This window comes from Halorarius halobius (assembly GCF_024298865.1).
Taxonomy (GTDB): Archaea; Halobacteriota; Halobacteria; order Halobacteriales; family Haloarculaceae; genus Halorarius; species Halorarius halobius.
This window is the reverse complement of sequence record NZ_CP101161.1, coordinates 1,939,306-1,954,202: the sequence shown is the minus strand read 5'-3', so window position 1 is coordinate 1,954,202 and position 14,897 is coordinate 1,939,306. Positions and strand designations below refer to the sequence as shown.

The 14,897-nt window shown below is 69.8% G+C and carries 18 protein-coding genes; 13 read left to right on the top strand and 5 right to left on the bottom strand.

Features of this window, described 5'->3' with window-relative positions; translation table 11 throughout:
* Positions 1–15 precede the first annotated feature (15 nt).
* Positions 16–1,278, bottom strand: a complete 1,263-nt coding sequence (gene icd / locus NL112_RS10180; RefSeq protein WP_255148726.1) for an isocitrate dehydrogenase (NADP(+)) — start codon at positions 1,276–1,278, stop codon at positions 16–18.
* Positions 1,279–1,414: 136 nt separating this feature from the next.
* Here icd and NL112_RS10175 point away from each other — a divergent pair, with 136 nt between their 5' ends.
* Positions 1,415–2,272 carry an isoaspartyl peptidase/L-asparaginase gene (locus tag NL112_RS10175; protein WP_255148725.1) on the top strand — a complete coding sequence of 286 codons (858 nt, stop codon included), beginning with the start codon at positions 1,415–1,417 and terminating at the stop codon, positions 2,270–2,272.
* 45 nt (positions 2,273–2,317) lie between these two features.
* The gene (gene map, locus NL112_RS10170) at positions 2,318–3,211 is read left to right on the top strand and encodes a type II methionyl aminopeptidase (protein ID WP_255148724.1); all 894 of its coding nucleotides are present in this window, start codon (positions 2,318–2,320) and stop codon (positions 3,209–3,211) included.
* 33 nt (positions 3,212–3,244) lie between these two features.
* On the opposite strand, the gene NL112_RS10165 is transcribed toward map, so the two are convergent.
* Complete coding sequence (locus tag NL112_RS10165) at positions 3,245–3,448, bottom strand: DUF7835 family putative zinc beta-ribbon protein (protein ID WP_255148723.1); 204 nt, start codon at positions 3,446–3,448, stop codon at positions 3,245–3,247.
* A gap of 275 nt (positions 3,449–3,723) precedes the next feature.
* Here NL112_RS10165 and NL112_RS10160 point away from each other — a divergent pair, with 275 nt between their 5' ends.
* The 3 genes from NL112_RS10160 (at position 3,724) to NL112_RS10150 (ending at position 6,170) form a co-directional block, all read left to right on the top strand.
* Entirely contained in the window at positions 3,724–4,260 is a 537-nt protein-coding gene (locus NL112_RS10160) for an HIT family protein (RefSeq protein ID WP_255148722.1), read from the top strand.
* A gap of 109 nt (positions 4,261–4,369) precedes the next feature.
* A complete protein-coding gene (locus NL112_RS10155; RefSeq protein ID WP_255148721.1) occupies positions 4,370–5,215 on the top strand; it encodes a ubiquinol-cytochrome c reductase iron-sulfur subunit in 846 nt (281 codons plus the stop codon).
* 37 nt (positions 5,216–5,252) lie between these two features.
* The gene (locus tag NL112_RS10150) at positions 5,253–6,170 is read left to right on the top strand and encodes a cation diffusion facilitator family transporter (protein ID WP_255148720.1); all 918 of its coding nucleotides are present in this window, start codon (positions 5,253–5,255) and stop codon (positions 6,168–6,170) included.
* On the opposite strand, the gene NL112_RS10145 is transcribed toward NL112_RS10150, so the two are convergent.
* Positions 6,167–7,093, bottom strand: a complete 927-nt coding sequence (locus tag NL112_RS10145; RefSeq protein WP_255148719.1) for an acetamidase/formamidase family protein — start codon at positions 7,091–7,093, stop codon at positions 6,167–6,169. The two genes, NL112_RS10150 and NL112_RS10145, sit on opposite strands and share 4 nt — an antisense overlap.
* A 156-nt stretch (positions 7,094–7,249) precedes the next feature.
* Between NL112_RS10145 and NL112_RS10140 the strand changes: the two genes are divergently transcribed.
* Complete coding sequence (locus NL112_RS10140; protein ID WP_255148718.1) at positions 7,250–7,717, top strand: ester cyclase; 468 nt, start codon at positions 7,250–7,252, stop codon at positions 7,715–7,717.
* 4 nt (positions 7,718–7,721) lie between these two features.
* Here the strand turns inward: NL112_RS10140 and NL112_RS10135 are convergent, their stop codons facing one another.
* Together NL112_RS10135 and deoC are read right to left on the bottom strand one after the other, a co-directional pair.
* Positions 7,722–9,005 (bottom strand): tRNA (N(6)-L-threonylcarbamoyladenosine(37)-C(2))-methylthiotransferase, encoded by a 1,284-nt coding sequence (locus NL112_RS10135; RefSeq protein ID WP_255148717.1) that lies wholly within the window; start codon positions 9,003–9,005, stop codon positions 7,722–7,724.
* 42 nt (positions 9,006–9,047) lie between these two features.
* A complete protein-coding gene (deoC, locus tag NL112_RS10130) occupies positions 9,048–9,689 on the bottom strand; it encodes a deoxyribose-phosphate aldolase (protein ID WP_255148716.1) in 642 nt (213 codons plus the stop codon).
* A 167-nt stretch (positions 9,690–9,856) separates the two neighbouring features.
* Between deoC and NL112_RS10125 the strand changes: the two genes are divergently transcribed.
* From NL112_RS10125 to NL112_RS10095, 7 genes are all read left to right on the top strand, one after another.
* The gene (locus NL112_RS10125) at positions 9,857–10,420 is read left to right on the top strand and encodes a class I SAM-dependent methyltransferase (RefSeq protein WP_255148715.1); all 564 of its coding nucleotides are present in this window, start codon (positions 9,857–9,859) and stop codon (positions 10,418–10,420) included.
* A 72-nt stretch (positions 10,421–10,492) separates the two neighbouring features.
* On the top strand, positions 10,493–11,443 hold the full coding sequence (locus NL112_RS10120) for a ribose 1,5-bisphosphate isomerase (RefSeq protein ID WP_255148714.1): 951 nt from the start codon (positions 10,493–10,495) through the stop codon (positions 11,441–11,443).
* A gap of 84 nt (positions 11,444–11,527) precedes the next feature.
* The gene (locus NL112_RS10115) at positions 11,528–12,346 is read left to right on the top strand and encodes a DUF63 family protein (protein ID WP_255148713.1); all 819 of its coding nucleotides are present in this window, start codon (positions 11,528–11,530) and stop codon (positions 12,344–12,346) included.
* Between the two features lie 50 nt (positions 12,347–12,396).
* Positions 12,397–13,263: an ATP-dependent ribose-1-phosphate kinase gene (locus tag NL112_RS10110; protein WP_255148712.1), complete on the top strand. Its 867-nt coding sequence runs from the start codon at positions 12,397–12,399 to the stop codon at positions 13,261–13,263.
* Between the two features lie 24 nt (positions 13,264–13,287).
* Positions 13,288–13,794 carry a hypothetical protein gene (locus NL112_RS10105; RefSeq protein ID WP_255148711.1) on the top strand — a complete coding sequence of 169 codons (507 nt, stop codon included), beginning with the start codon at positions 13,288–13,290 and terminating at the stop codon, positions 13,792–13,794.
* A 42-nt stretch (positions 13,795–13,836) separates the two neighbouring features.
* The gene (locus NL112_RS10100; RefSeq protein WP_255148710.1) at positions 13,837–14,088 is read left to right on the top strand and encodes a hypothetical protein; all 252 of its coding nucleotides are present in this window, start codon (positions 13,837–13,839) and stop codon (positions 14,086–14,088) included.
* A 29-nt stretch (positions 14,089–14,117) separates the two neighbouring features.
* Positions 14,118–14,873, top strand: a complete 756-nt coding sequence (locus NL112_RS10095) for a guanosine phosphorylase (protein WP_255148709.1) — start codon at positions 14,118–14,120, stop codon at positions 14,871–14,873.
* Positions 14,874–14,897 lie beyond the last annotated feature (24 nt).

Below are 14,897 nucleotides of genomic sequence, written 5' to 3'. Positions count from 1 at the left end.
AACGGGCCGGAGGGGTTACGCCAGGTCCTCGATGTTGGCGACGACTTCCGCGGCGTACTCGGAGGTGGCGAGCTTCTCGCCGCCCTCGATCTGGCGTTCGATGTCGTAGGTGACCTTCTTCGCGGAGATGGTCTCCTCGATGGCGTCGTACACGAGTTGGCTGGCGTCCTCCCAGCCAAGATACTCCAGCATGATGCGGCCCGAGAGAATCATCGCCGTCGGGTTCACCTTGTCCTGGCCGGCGTACTTCGGCGCGGAGCCGTGGACCGGCTCGGCGAGGAAGCGACCGTCGCCGATGTTGGCGCCGGGCGCGATTCCGAGCCCGCCGATCTGGGCGCCACAGGCGTCCGAGAGGTAGTCGCCGTTGAGGTTCGGCATCGCCATCACGTCGTACTGGTCCGTCCGGGTCAGAATCTGCTGGAGCATGTTGTCGGCGATGCGGTCGTTGACGACCACCGCGTCCTCGGGCGCGTCGCCGTCGCGCTCCTCCCAGAGCGTGTCCTCGGTGATGACCTCCTCGCCGTACTCCTCCTCGGCGACCTCGTAGCCCCAGTCGCGGAACGCGCCCTCGGTGAACTTCATGATGTTCCCCTTGTGGACCAGCGTCACCGAGTCGCGGTCGTTGTTCAGCGCGTAGTCGATGGCCTTCCGGACGAGCCGTTTGGTGCCGAACTCGGTGATGGGCTTGACCCCGATGCCGACCGGACCGTCGTGGATGGTGTCCGGGTAGTCCATCTCCTCCTCGACGAACTCGCGGACCGTCTCCACCTCGTCGGTGCCGGCCTCCCACTCGATGCCGGCGTACACGTCCTCGGTGTTCTCGCGGAACGTGACCATGTCCATCTGGTCGGGCCGCTTGACCGGCGAGGGGACGCCGTCGATGTGGTACGTCGGCCGCATGTTCGTGTAGAGATCGAGCTTCTTGCGGAGCGCGACGTTCAGCGAGCGGAAGCCCGCCCCCACGGGCGTCGTCAGCGGCCCCTTGATGGAGACGCGAAACTCCGAGAGCGCCTCGACGGTGTCGTCGGGCAGGTTCTCGTCGTACTTCTCGCGGGCCGACTCGCCCGCGTACACGCGCATCCAGTTGAGTTCCCGGCCGGTGGCGTTCGCCGCCGCCTCCAGCACGTCCTGAGCCGCCGGCCCGACGTCGACCCCGATGCCGTCCCCGTGGATGATGGGGATGATGGGGTCCTCGGGTACGTCGAGTTCGTCGTCGCCGACCGCCTCGATCTTCGTCCCGGACGCGGGCACCTCCACTTTCTCGTACTCGTGGCTCATGCCCCGGAGTTCTCAAGGCGCCCTGAAAGGCGTACCGTTCTCGCGGCGAATCTTGCGTGAACGACCGTGAAGGACCCGGCCATGAACGGTCCGCTTATGTCGTTCCCCTTATACCGCTCCGGTCGTCACGCCGGGTATGCGAGTCATCGTCCACGGCGGCGCGGGCGGTCCGCCCGACGAGCCACCGGAGCGACAGGCGGTCGTCGACGAGGCGGCCGCGGCGGGCGCCGCGGAGTCGAGCGTGACCGACGCCGCCTGTGCGGCCGTGCGCGTCCTCGAATCGGACCCCCGGTTCAACGCCGGCGTCGGCTCCGTCGTCCAGTCGGACGGCGTGATACGGACGGACGCGGGGCTGATGACCGACGACCGCGAGGCGGGCGCGGCGTGTGCGATGCCCGGCGTCGAACACGCCGTCGACGCCGCTCGCGTCGTGAAAGCGGAGACGCCACACGTCATGCTGGCGGGCGTCCACGCGGTCGATTTGGTCGACGAGTTCGACGTCGAGACGGACGCCGACCTCTGGACCGACGACAGGCGCGAGGCGTGGGACGACCTGGAGGGGGTGCCGCCGCTGACCGAGACGCGCGAACAGCTCGACTGGATACGCGAGCGGTTCGGGGGGCACGATACGGTCGGTGCGGTGGCCCGCGACGGCGACCGGCTCTGTGCGGCCACCTCCACCGGCGGCCGGTGGCTGGCGCTCGCGGGCCGCGTGGGCGACGTGCCACAGATAGGGTCGGGGTTTTACTGCTCGCGAGCGGGCGGGGCCTCCGCGACGGGTGCCGGCGAGGACATCGCCCGCGTGACGCTGGCCCGGCGTGCCGTCGACCATCTCGAACACGGGCGCGCGGCGGAGGACGCGGCCGAGCTAGCCATCGAGGAGTTCGAGGACATCACGGACAGCGACGCGGGCGTCATCGTCATGAGAAACGACGGGGACGCGGGGTCGGCGTACAACACCGAGGCGATGCAGACGGCCGTCTCGGGGGAGTGACGACTGGACGGCAAACCCTTTGCCCGCGCCCCGGGTAGCGGGGGTATGAGCGACGTCGACCTCTCTGCGGAGAAGTACGAGAAACACCGCGAGGCGGGGGAGATACTCGCGCAGGTGCGCGACGAGGCCGCCGAGCGACTCGAAGTCGGCACCGGCTACCTCGAAATCAGCGAGTGGGCCGAGGACCGCATCCGCGAACTCGGCGGGACGCCCGCGTTCCCGGTGAACGTCAGCGTCGACAACGAGGCGGCCCACGGCGCGGCCGCGCCCGACGACGACCGGACGATAGGCGAGGAGATGGTGAAACTCGACATCGGGGTCCACATCGACGGCTGGCTCGCGGACACCGCGGTCACCGTCGACTTCACCGGCCAGCAGGAACTCGTCGAGGCCGCAGAGGAGGCGCTGGACGCCGCCCTCGAGGTGGTCGAACCCGGCGCCCACACCGGCGAAATCGGCGCCGAGATCGAGGACGTCATCGACGGCTACGGCTACAACCCCGTCGTCAACCTCACCGGCCACGGGCTGGGCCACTGGGAACAGCACACCGACCCGAACATCCCCAACCGTGCCGTGGAGTCGGGCGTCGAACTCCAGGTGGGGGACGTGGTCGCCATCGAGCCGTTCGCCACCGACGGCGGCGGGAAGGTGACCGAGGGCTCCCAGGAGGAGATTTACGCGCTCGAACGGGAGGCCTCCGTCAGGAACCGGCAGGCCCGCGAGGCGCTCGAACAGATCGTCGAGGAGTTCAAGACGCTCCCCTTCGCGCGCCGCTGGCTGGACACCCGCCGGGCGGAGATGGCGCTTCGCCGCCTCGAACAACAGGGCGTCGTCCACGGCTACCCCGTCTTGCAGGAACAGGACGGGTTCTACGTCTCACAGCGCGAGCACACGATAGTGGTCACGGAGAACGGCTGTGAGATAACGACGGAGCAGTAGCTACGCGGGACGAACCGGGCGAAAGGAATCCCCTCAGGCGTTGTTCATCCGGGTCTTCTCCTCGGCCCCACAGGCGTCACACACTGCGACGCGGTACGGCTCGCGGGAGAACTCCGCGTTCTCCCCCTTGTCGCTCTCCGTCAGTATCCGGACGGAGACTTCGTGGGGCGTCTCGCGCTCGCACGACGGACACTCCTCGAGCATCGCATCGTCGTCCGGGTGAGTCTTGGTGGCCATCGCATCCTGTCGTATCGGTGGCCGGACGATAAAGGGGTGATTCGGTTCGGTTGGTTCAGCGGGTAAAATCGCCCGACAGCGAGCCGTCAGACATCAACGGCCGTCACAGAACCGTCGAGAGCGTTTACGGAGCCGTCACGAACAGTCTGGCAGGGTTTTCGGCGCTGAACGGCCGACGGATTTTTCCGTGTCGAGGAAATCCCCACCGTTTCACACGCTACAGAGACCCACACCGGTCGGCGGGGAATTATGCCGTCGGGGGGCGACCACCGGGCATGGACCAGGTGTTCGCGCCGTGGCGCATCGACTGGGTGGAACGGGCCGAGAAGAACCCGGACGTCGACGGCTGTGTGTTCTGTGCGCTCCCGGACCGCGAGGACGCCCGCGAGTCGCGGGTCGTCGCGCGCAACGACGACGCGTTCGTTCTGCTGAACAACTACCCGTACAACCCCGGCCACGCGATGGTCATCCCGTACGACCACACCGGCGACTACCGCGACCTGGAGGAGTCGACGCTGTTGGGCCACGCGCAGTTGAAACAGCGGACGTTCGACGCGCTGGAGGCCGCACTGGCGCCGGACGGGTTCAACGCCGGCCTGAACCTCGGGGACGCCGCCGGCGGCTCCATCGGCGACCACCTCCACACGCACGTCGTTCCCCGCTGGAGCGGCGACACCAACTTCATGCCCGTCGTCGCGGACACGAAGGTCATCGTCGAGGCCGTCGACGACAGCTACGACCGTCTCCACGACGCCTTCGCCGAGCAGGACGGCGCGACCGTCCCCGGCGCGGACGCCGCCGTCGAGTTCTGACCCGGTACGGTTGCGCTTCCTCCCGTGTCAATCTTGGGGCGCGTTCCCACCGGCCGACACTCGTGTCAGTCTTTTGTCTCCAGTCGGCACGGACTCCCGAGCGGTCCCCATGGACGACGACAAGTATCCGCCCGAGACCGGCCGGCGTCGCTTCGTGAAAGGCGTCGTCGGCTCCGCGTCGCTCGCGGGCGTCGGTACCGCCGCATCGACCGCCCTGACCGCCGCCACCTCGAAGCCCGGAACCACCGGCGGCCCGACCACGTACGTCGGCATCCGGAATACGGACGGCCCCGCCCCCCGAGGGATGCCCCTCGTCCCGCTCACCGTCGACGACGACGGCTACCTGAAGGGTATCTGGCCCGAACCACAGGACGTGGAACTCCAGAGCGGCGAGACGGTGACCGTCGCCCGCGAGGAGATGGGCGAACTCACCTACAGCGGCCGGTGGTTCCAGTACTGCGGCGTCCAGCAGGCCAAGGGCGTCCAGCCGACCGTCGAGCAGGACAACTACCTCCGTGCCGCTCCAGGAACGTTCGACTGGCAAGACGAGATGGAACTGGGCCAGAAACTCCACGTCGACGACTTCGACGACTACGAGACGTGGGGCAACGGCGTCGGCGAGGCCGGCCTCGGGAAGCCCGCGCAGGCGACGTGGCGCTCGCAGTCCGGCGAGGACGAGGACGTGACGCCACTCCCGGTGCAGGTGGTCCGCTCGACCCGAGTCCCCGAGTTGCCCGCCGAGAGCCAGTACACCGAGTTCCTGAACGCCGCGACCGAACGGGGGTTCATCGCGTGGCTCGACAAATGCACCCACTTCTGCTGTGTGCCGGAGTTCAAAGCCGAAGGGAGTGCGAAGTTCGGCGCACAGAACCAGGTGTACTGTCAGTGCCACCAGTCGGTGTACGACCCGTTCTCGCCGACCAAGCGGTCGTTCACCGCCCTGCCGCGCGACTAACGACACGCCTTTGCGGCGACCGCTCCAACCCCCGGCGATGGCACGCTCGCGGGCGCTCCGCCGGGTCGGGCTCGTCGTGCTGGCGGCGAACCTGGTTCTGGCCGTCGCGAAGGGGCTCGTCTGGCACTGGACGGGGAGCCTCGCGCTCGCCTCCGAGGCGGTCAACAGCCTCTCGGACGCCGCCTACTCGACGGTAGTGCTCGCCGGCCTCTACCTGACGACCCAGCCCCCGGACTTCGAGCACCCCCACGGCCACGAGCGCATCGAGCCGTTCGTCTCGCTGTTCGTCGCCCTCGGCGTGTTCGCCGCCGGGGGGGCCATCCTCTACAGCGCCGGCACCGCCCTGCTGTCGGGCGACGTGACCGTCGCCCGTGGCCCCGTCGCGGCCGCCGTCCTCGCAGGTGCGGCCGCCGCGAAGTTCGGCCTCTACCGCTACGTGCTCGACGTGGCCGAGGACCACAACTCCCCCGCGCTGACGGCGACCGCGCTCGACAACCGCAACGATATCCTCACCGCGTGCGCGGCGCTTGTCGGCGTCATCGGCGCGCAACTGGGCGTCCCCCTGCTCGACCCGCTGGCGGCGTCCGTCGTCGCCGTCGCCGTCCTCTACACGGGCGTCGAAATCGTCCGCGACAACGTCTCGTATCTGGTTGGCGCGGCCCCGCCCGAGGACCTGCGGAAGGAGATCGTCCGCCGCGCGCTCGAACACCCAGACGTGGAGGGGGCCCACGACGTCGTCGCCCACTACGTCGGCCCCGAAATCGACGTGTCGCTCCACATCGAGGTCGAGGGCGAACGGACGCTCAACGAGGCCCACGACATCGAGACGTGGGTGATGGAGCACATCCGCGAACTCCCGGAGGTGGACGACGTGTTCGTCCACGTCGACCCGAAGGAACTCGGCGAGTGGAAGGACGACAGCGAGGTCGAACGGCTGGCCGGTCGACGGGATTAGACGAGCGACCGCGAGAGATACGCCGAAACGACGACGTTCCCGTTGACCACCTCGTTGACCTTCAGGTCAGCCGCGACCGAACAGAGCATGTAGGCGTCGAGTCGGTCGAGGCCGTGTTCCTCGTGAAGCCGCGAAACGAGCCCGCTGACGGCCTCGCGGGCCGCCGTCTCGTGGTCCGGGTCGACGCCCGAGGTGGCGATGACCGGGCAGCCACCCACCGGCTCGAACGGCCCGTCGGTCTCGAAGACGGGGCCGTCGACGTCCCGGTCGACAAGCCGAACCCGGACGGTCGCCCGGCCGGGCATCTCGATGGCCGTGATGCAGACCTCGCCGTCGCCCTGTGCGGCGTGGAGGTCACCGACCGAGAGCAGGCCACCCGCCACTTCCACCGGCAGGAACAGCGTGCTCCCCGGCGTCAGATGTTTCACGTCGAGGTTGCCGCCGACCCGGCGTGGCGGCGTCGTCGAGTGGGACCCCGGCTCAGCGGGTGCGAGCCCGACGATTCCGGGGAACGGGTCGAGCGGCACCTCGATGCCGTCGACGAACTGGCCCACGTCGCCGTCGAGGTCCCACGTGTACACCCGACCCTCGGGGAACTGTTCTGGGAGGAAGCCGGCGCCCGCTTCGCCCGGGTAGACGTACGTCCAGCCGACGCCCTCGTGGCTCACGTCGAGCACGTCGACCGCGAGCGTGTCGCCCGGCGTCGCCCCCTCGATGGCGACGGGACCGGTCAGCGCGTGGCCCGGCGCCTCGACGGCATCCAGGTCCGCGACCGTCGCGCCCCGCGGGAGTTCGCCGTTCGCGGAGTCGCGACACTCGAACGCGACGGTCGCGCCGGACTCGACCGTCAGGACGGGGTCACGGTCGCGGTCCCAGTCGTAGTGGAGGTGAGCGTCGTCGCGTGAGAGGGTGTGGTCGGGCACACCACCGCTCTCGGTGGCCGGGCTGAAAACTGGGTCGGTCGTCCTCCCCGACGGAGCCGAGCCGGCCGGCACGACGGCGGCCGGAACTACTCGCGTCGGGCTGTCGGACGCCCGTTCACCCAAAATTTGAAGCGGGCGCGGCGTGCGTCGGACGGCATGGTGGAGGGGACCGAGTACCACGACCGGTACATCGAGGGGTGGAACGACCACGACCCGGAGGCCGTGATGGCCCAGTTCGCCGACGGTGGCACGTACGTCGACCCGCTGTTCGACGACCCGATATACGGCGAGGAGATCGGCGAGTTCGTCGAGCTGACGGCCGGCCGCTTCCCGGACTTCCGGTTCGAACAGCGGCGCGTGCTCGACGTCGAATCCGAGGGCGTCCGCATCGAGGAGTGGACGATGCACGGCACCCACGAGGGGATGCGCGAGGGACTGCCGCCGACGGGCAACACCATCGCGCTGGACGGCACGAGCGTCGTCGACCTCTCGGCCGACGGCATCGTCGCCATCCGGGGCTACTTCGACCAACAGCAGCTGACCGAACAGCTCGGGCTCACGTTCCCGGCGGTCGTCGGGCAGCTCCCGACGCTCGTCGCCGGGGCCGTCCGGGCGAAGCTCTGAGCGGTCAGTCGGCCGCGGCCGGCTCCTCCGAACGGGTCGCCCCGACCGGCTCCCCGAACGCGTACACCGTCTGCCCGGCGGTGACCTCCACCTCGACGAACTCCCCCGGTTCGACGCCGTACTCGGAGGCGTTCCGAATCACTATCTGCCGGTAGGCGCTGTCGCGGCACTTCACGGAGTCGTCGCGGCCCTCCTCGACGACGAGCACCTCGCGGCGCGTGCCGACGAGTTCCTCGTGGGCCTCCGCGACCACGTCCATCTTCAACTCGCTCATCGCTTTCGAGCGGTCCTTCTTCGTCTGGCCGCCCAGCCCCTTCATCTCGGCGGCGTCCGTTCCGGGCCGCTTCGAGAAGCGGGTGACGTTGATTTTCTCGGGCCGGACCTCCCGGAGCAGGTCCATCGACTGCTCGTGGTCGGCGTCCGTCTCCGTCGGGAACCCGACGATGAAGTCGGTCGAGAGCGTCCAGTGCGACAGTTTCGAGTCGAACGTCTCCACGATGTCGCGGAACTTCTCGACCCGGTGCTGGCGGCGCATGTCCTCGAGAACCTCGTCGCTCCCCGACTGGACGGGCAGGTGGATGAAGTCGTACAGTTTCTCGTTGTCGGCGAACACCTCGGCGAGTTCCTCGCGGATGCCGTGAACTCCCCCGGGGTTCGCCATCCCGACGCGCACCCGGAACTCGCCGTCGATGTCACAGATGCGGTCGAGCAGTTCCGGCAACTTCCGTTCCCCCTCGTCCCAGCCGTAGACGCCGGTGTCCTGGCCGGTCACGCGGAGTTCCCTCGCGCCGGCGTGGACCAGCGCCTCCGCCTTGCGGACGTTCTCCACGACGGGCGGCGAGTCGATGCGACCCGTCGCCTGCTTGGTGATGCAGTACGAGCAGTTGCTCATACAGCCACGGGCGATGGGGAGGATGCCGACACAGCCGTCGAGCACGGGTTCGGCGTCGGGCGTCGTCGTCGGGCACTCGCCGTTCGTCACCGCCGCGGGCACGTCCTCCCAGTGGAGCACCTGCGCGTCGACGTCGGCGTCGGCGAACGCCTCGCCCTGCGCGAGCGCCATACAGCCCGTGACGACGAGGTCCGCGACCTGCTCGTCCAACTCTTCGGCCCGGCGGAGCATGTTCCGCTCCGTCTTCTCGACCACCGTGCAGGTGTTGAGGATGGCGACGTCGGCCTCCTCCAGCGAGACGGGGTGGTGGCCCGCGTCCCGCAGGCGGCGCTCGATTTCGCGGCTCTCGCCGCGGTTCGAGGTACAGCCGTACGTCTCGATGTGGTACCGGGCCATTCGTCCCGAACTACGTCCGGGACGGCAAGAGCGTGACGCTTCCTACTCCGCGTCGGGGAAGCCACGGACGAGGTCGACCCCCGAGGAGGCGCCGATGCGCTCGGCGCCCGCATCGAGCATCGCCTGCGCCTGCTCGTAGGAGCCGATACCACCCGAGGCCTTCACCGGGAGATAGCGGGCCATCCGCTCGACGTCCTCGATGGCCGCCCCGCCGACGGAGAAGCCGGTGGCCGTCTTCACCATGTCAGCGTCCGCCTCCTGCGCGAGTTCGCAGGCGCGGTCGAGTTCCGACTCGGTGAGCAGGGGCGCCTCAACGATGACCTTCACCGGGAGCGGGACGGCCGCAACGACGGCGGCGATGTCCTCGCGGACGGCCTCGTCCTCGCCCGCTTTCAGGCGACCGACGTTCACTACCATGTCGAGTTCGTCGGCGCCGTCCTCCCACGCGAGTTCCGCCTCGGCCTCCTTCGCGGCCGTCGCGTGCTGGCCGTGGGGGAACCCGACGACGGTGGCGATGGTCAACTCAGGCGCGAACTCGCGCGCCTCCGCGACGTAGCAGGGCGGGATGCAGACGTTCATCCCCCACTCCTCGGCCTCCTCGCAGACTCGGCGGACGTCCGCCGGCGTCGTCTCCGGCCCGAGAACGGTGTGGTCGATGCGTGCGGCGAACTCCGCGCGGTCCATACCACTCACGCGGCGGCGCGCCGTGGAAAACCCTCCGGTCCCAGCTTTTAAACGGGCGGCCACCGCGGCGAGCAGGATGAACGCGGACGCGAGACGCCTGTAACGGGACGCACGCCACGGCGAATGGCCACCAGTAGACTCATTTAGATATCGTGAGTGGAGCGTCCATGCCCGACTGCACTGACAGTGGCCCGCCCGGGCGGTGTGTAACCACCGATATCGAGGAGGTGCTGGACGCTCTTCCGGCGACGGCACGGGTCCTCGACGCTGGCTGTGGGCAGGGGGTTCCGATGCTCACCCGGGCGAACCGGTCGACCACCGGTATCGGCCTCGATATCGCACGGGCGAAACTCCACCGAGCACGGACGAACGTCCCTATCGCACCGCTGGTCCACGGTGATATGCGACGCCTCCCGTTTCGGGCGAACACCTTCGACGTGGTCGTAGCGAAACACTCGATAGCGCACGTGCCCGACCGACACCGCCACTCGGTGTTTGCGGAGTTCGCGCGCGTTCTCCGACCGGGCGGGCATCTCCTGCTTCTCGTGAACGACTACGACTGGGGTGATGCGTCACTTCTGGAGGAGCGTAGCAACGGGGGGCTCGAAGCGACGCGGGACCGACTGGCGACCGCCGGCTTCTCGCTCCGAGACGACCGACCGCTTCACCCCCAGTCCGACAGCGACGAGACCGCGCCGGTCCAATTCCTGCGTGCGGACGCCGTCGAATAGCCGACGCTACCTCACGCCGAGGGGGGGACCTCTCGCCCACGCGCTTTTACCCTCTCCTCGCCAACGTCTCGCATGGTTCACCCCGAGGTGGACGCGACCGCCGACGACATCGCCGAGATGGAGATACGGGGCGCCGCGACCATCGCGGACGCCGCGGCGGCGGCGCTGGCGACGCAGGCCCGCGAGTCCGACGCGGACACGCCCGCGGCGTTCCGCACCGAGATGCAGGAAGCCGCCCGCCGCCTCCACGACACCCGGCCGACGGCGGTGTCGCTCCCGAACGCCCTCCGATACGTCCTGCAGGGGATGGAGGGGGCGACGGTCGAGCGCCTCCGCGAGACGACGGTCGCCCGTGCCGAGCAGTTCCGTGCCGACCTCGAACAGGCGCAGTCGAAACTGGGGCGGGTCGGCGCCGGCCGCATCCGCGACGGCGACGTGGTGATGACCCACTGCCACTCGACGGACGCGATGGCCTGCATCGAGGCCGCCGTCGACCAGGGCAAACACGTCGAGGCGCTCGTCAAGGAGACCCGTCCCCGGAATCAGGGCCACATCACCGCGAGACAGTTGCGCGAACTCGACGTGCCGGTGACGCTCGTCGTCGACAACGCCGCTCACCGCTATCTGAACGAGGTCGACCACGTCCTCGTGGGCGCCGACTCCATCGCCGCCGACGGCTCCGTGGTGAACAAGATAGGTACCGCCGGCCTCGCGGTGTCGGCCCGCGACCGCGGCACGCCTATCATGGTCGCGGCCCAGACGCTGAAGCTCCACCCCGCGACGCTGACCGGGCAGGCCGTCGAGATAGAACAGCGCGACGAAAGCGAAGTCATCGACCCCGAGACGCGCGCCGACGTCGGCGACATCGAGGTGCGCAACCCCGCGTTCGACGTGACGCCGCCGCGCCACGTCGACGCCATCGTCACCGAACGGGGGCAGTTCCCGCCCGAGAGCATCGTCACGCTGATGCGCGAACTGTACGGCGAGAGCGTCGAACACCCCTGGGAGTCGGGACCGGCGTGAGGCGACCGCCCAGATGACGGCGACGGAACATGTCACTCGAGGTGGACCGGAACGTTTTCGCCGCTCGCGGCGCCTGTCGGAGACATGCAACTGCTCCCGACCGGGTTCGGACTCCCACCGGTGCCGTACCTGCTTGCCGTTCTCGTCGGGAGCCTCCTCGTCGGCGGCCTGCTGTACCGGCGCGGCCCGCACGTCACCTCCCGGGTCGTCGCGTCGTTCACGCCGTGGATGGTCGCGGGCGCGACCGGCTACGCGCTGTTTCAGGTTCAGGCGGTCCCCGCGCCGGTGCGCCCGTTCTTCGGCAACCCGGTCGTCTACCTGACGACGTTCGTCCTCGCGGGGACGGTGTGGCTGGCGACCGCGGACTACCCGGCCGACCGCTGGGGACTCCCGTCGGTGCCGGGCGCCGTCCTCGCAACCGGAACCACGGTGGCGGGGACGCTACTGGCGTACGCCGTCACGGTCGGTCTCGCCCGCGGGACCCTGTCGCTGTTCTGGCCCGCGGTGGGGCTGGGGGTGGCGCTGGTGCTCGCGGGCGTCGCGTGGTTCGGCCTCCGCGACCGACTCGACGTGGCCGTCACGGGGTCGCCCGGCGCGCTGGTGCTGGTCGGCCACGCGCTCGACGGCGTCTCGACGGCCGTCGGCACTCACCTCGGCTACGGCGAGCAGACGCCGCTGTCGAAGGCCGTCATCGACGCCGGCGCGGCGCTTCCCGTCGCGGGGTACCTCGGCGAGGCGTGGCTGTTCGTCGTCGTGAAACTGGTGTTGGCGGTCGGGGTGCTGTATCTGCTCGCCGACTACGTCCGCGACCGGCCACAGGAGGGGGCCCTCCTGTTGGGGTTCGTCGCGGCGGTCGGTCTCGGCCCCGGCGTCCACAACGTCGTCCTGTTCGCCATCGCCTGACGCCCCGGGGGACCGTGGCTTTTTGACCCGCGGCGTCGCAGTCGAAGGTCATGCCCCGCGTGCTGTGTGCCGGCCACGTCAACTGGGACGTGACGCTCCGCGTGGACCGCCTCCCCCAACCCGACGGGGAGTCTGCGGTCCGGAACACGCGGCAGGGGGGCGGCGGAAGCGCCGCCAACGTCGCGGTCGGGCTCGTGGGGCTCGACTGTGCGGCGACGCTCGTCGGGAGCATCGGCGACGACGAGCACGGCCTGCTGGCGCGCCGCGACCTCGAACGCGCCGACGTCGACCTCGCGGGCGTCGTCACCGCCGACGGCGTCACGACGACGAAATACCTGCTCGTCGACGACAAGGGGCAGGTGGCCGTCCTCGGTTCGGCGGGCGTCAACGAGGCGCTCGGCCCCGACGACGTCGACCCCGCGCTGGTGGAGACGGCCGACCACGTCCACCTGACCGCCCAGCGGCCGGAGACGGCCGCCCGCATCGCCGAACTCGCCGTCGAGGCGGGCGTCCCGGTGTCCGCGGACCCCGGCCGCCGCATCACCGACCGGGACTTCAGCCGCGTCATCGAACTCGCGGACGTGCTGTTGTGCAACCGCATCGAAGCCGAGGCCGTGGGCGACCCCGCACCGGACCAGACGCTCGTGACGAAACTCGGCCCCGACGGCTCGCGGCTGGAGTCGGCGGACGGCACCTACAGCCACCCGGGATTCGACGTGGAGGCCGTCGACACCACCGGCGCGGGCGACGCGTTCGCCGCCGGGTTCATCGCCGCCCGCCTGCAGGGCGACGGCCCCGAGCGGGCGCTGGCCGTCGGCAACGCCTGCGGCGCGCTCGCGGTGGCGACCGAGGGGTCGAAGACCGACTGCTCGTGGGAGTTGGTGGCGTCGCTCGTCGACGAACGCGGCGGGTTTTAGTCGTGCCGGCCGTACGGGCGGTCGATGGACCCGTTCGTCCTGCACGTCTCGGACGTCCCGACCCTCACCGGTCGGGCCGCCGTCGGCGCCGTCGCCGGCCTGCTGGCGGCCGTCGTGATGAACATCCCGATGCAACGGTTGCCGGAGGGCACTGCTCCGCCGTTCGTCGCCGCGGGCGCGCTCACCGGCGAGGGACTGGCGGAGGTCGACCCGAAACTGGCCTCCGGCGTCCACTACGCCGCGGGCGTGCTCGCCGGCGTGGTGTTCACGCTCGTCGCGGTCGGCCTCGAACGGGTGCTCCCGCCGCGGGCGGCGCTCGCCGGCGTCGGCCTCCGCATCGCCCCCCACGCGCTGGCGGCGCTCGTCACGTTCGCCTTCCTCGTCGTCTTCTTCGCGTACCTCGTCCTCCCGGTGTTCGGCGGCGAGGCCCGCGAGCGGGCCGGACAGGTGCGCCGCGACTGGGTCGTCTCCGCGAGCGTCTACACCGTCGCGCTGGTCGCGTTCGTCGTGCTACTGGTCGCGGCGCTGTGAGGCCACAGCACTCATTACCGACGCGGGCGACGCTCGGCGGACATGGACCCACGCTGGCGCCGTCCCTCGCCGGTCGTCGGCGTGCTCGGTGGCCTGCTCGTCGCCGTCTTCCTCCATCTCGGCCTCCAGCCGGACCCCTCGACGGACGGCTGGCTGTGGGCGGTCGTGGTCCCGTACGTCGACCCGGTGGCGCTCGTCCGCGAGCACACCCTGCCCGCGTACCTCGGGTTCGCGGCGTTCGGCGGCACGCTGGGCTGGGTCGGCAGGCGGCTGTGGCCGTCGGACCTCGAATGACTCTTTAGGGCGGCGGCGGCAGTCCGGATATGGCGAAACAGCCGCATCTGCTCGTCGAGGCGGGCGACGTCCACGACATCGCGCTCATCCCCGGCGACCCGGGCCGGGTCGACCGCATCGCCGGGCTCTGTGACACGAGCGAGGTCGTGGCCGAGAACCGCGAGTACAAGGTCGTCAACGCGACGTTCGAGGGGCGCGAGTTGACCATCTGCTCGACCGGCATCGGCTGTCCGTCGGCGGCCATCGCCGTCGAGGAACTCGCCGCGGTGGGCGTCGAGACGTTCATCCGCGTCGGCACCACGGGCGCGACGCAGGCCGGCATCGAGATCGGCGACATGGTGGTCGCAACCGGCGCCGCCAAGGAGGAGGGGACGAGCAAGCGCTACGAGGCCGTCGAGTACCCCGCCGTTCCCGACTACGACGTGCTCTCGGGGCTGGTGGAGGCGGCCGAAGCGAACGAGGCCGCGGACGGGGAGACCGGCGAAGCCGGGAGCCGAGTCCACGTCGGTCCAATCGCCTCGGACGACGCCTTCTACGCCGAGACCGACGAGTACGTCGACGACTGGGAGCGGGCGGGCCTGCTGTCAGTCGAGATGGAGGCGGCCGCCGTCTTCTCCATTGCGCGCCGGAAGGGACTGGCCGCGGGCGCCATCTGCACCGTCGACGGCAACCTCGTCGAGGGGACCCAGAAGGGCGAGACGGACGACGAGGAACTGCCCGAGAAGGCGAAGAACAACGTCGAACGGGCCATCCACATCGCGCTGACGGCGACGACCGACCTGTAGTCGGGAGAAAACCACTTTTCGGGG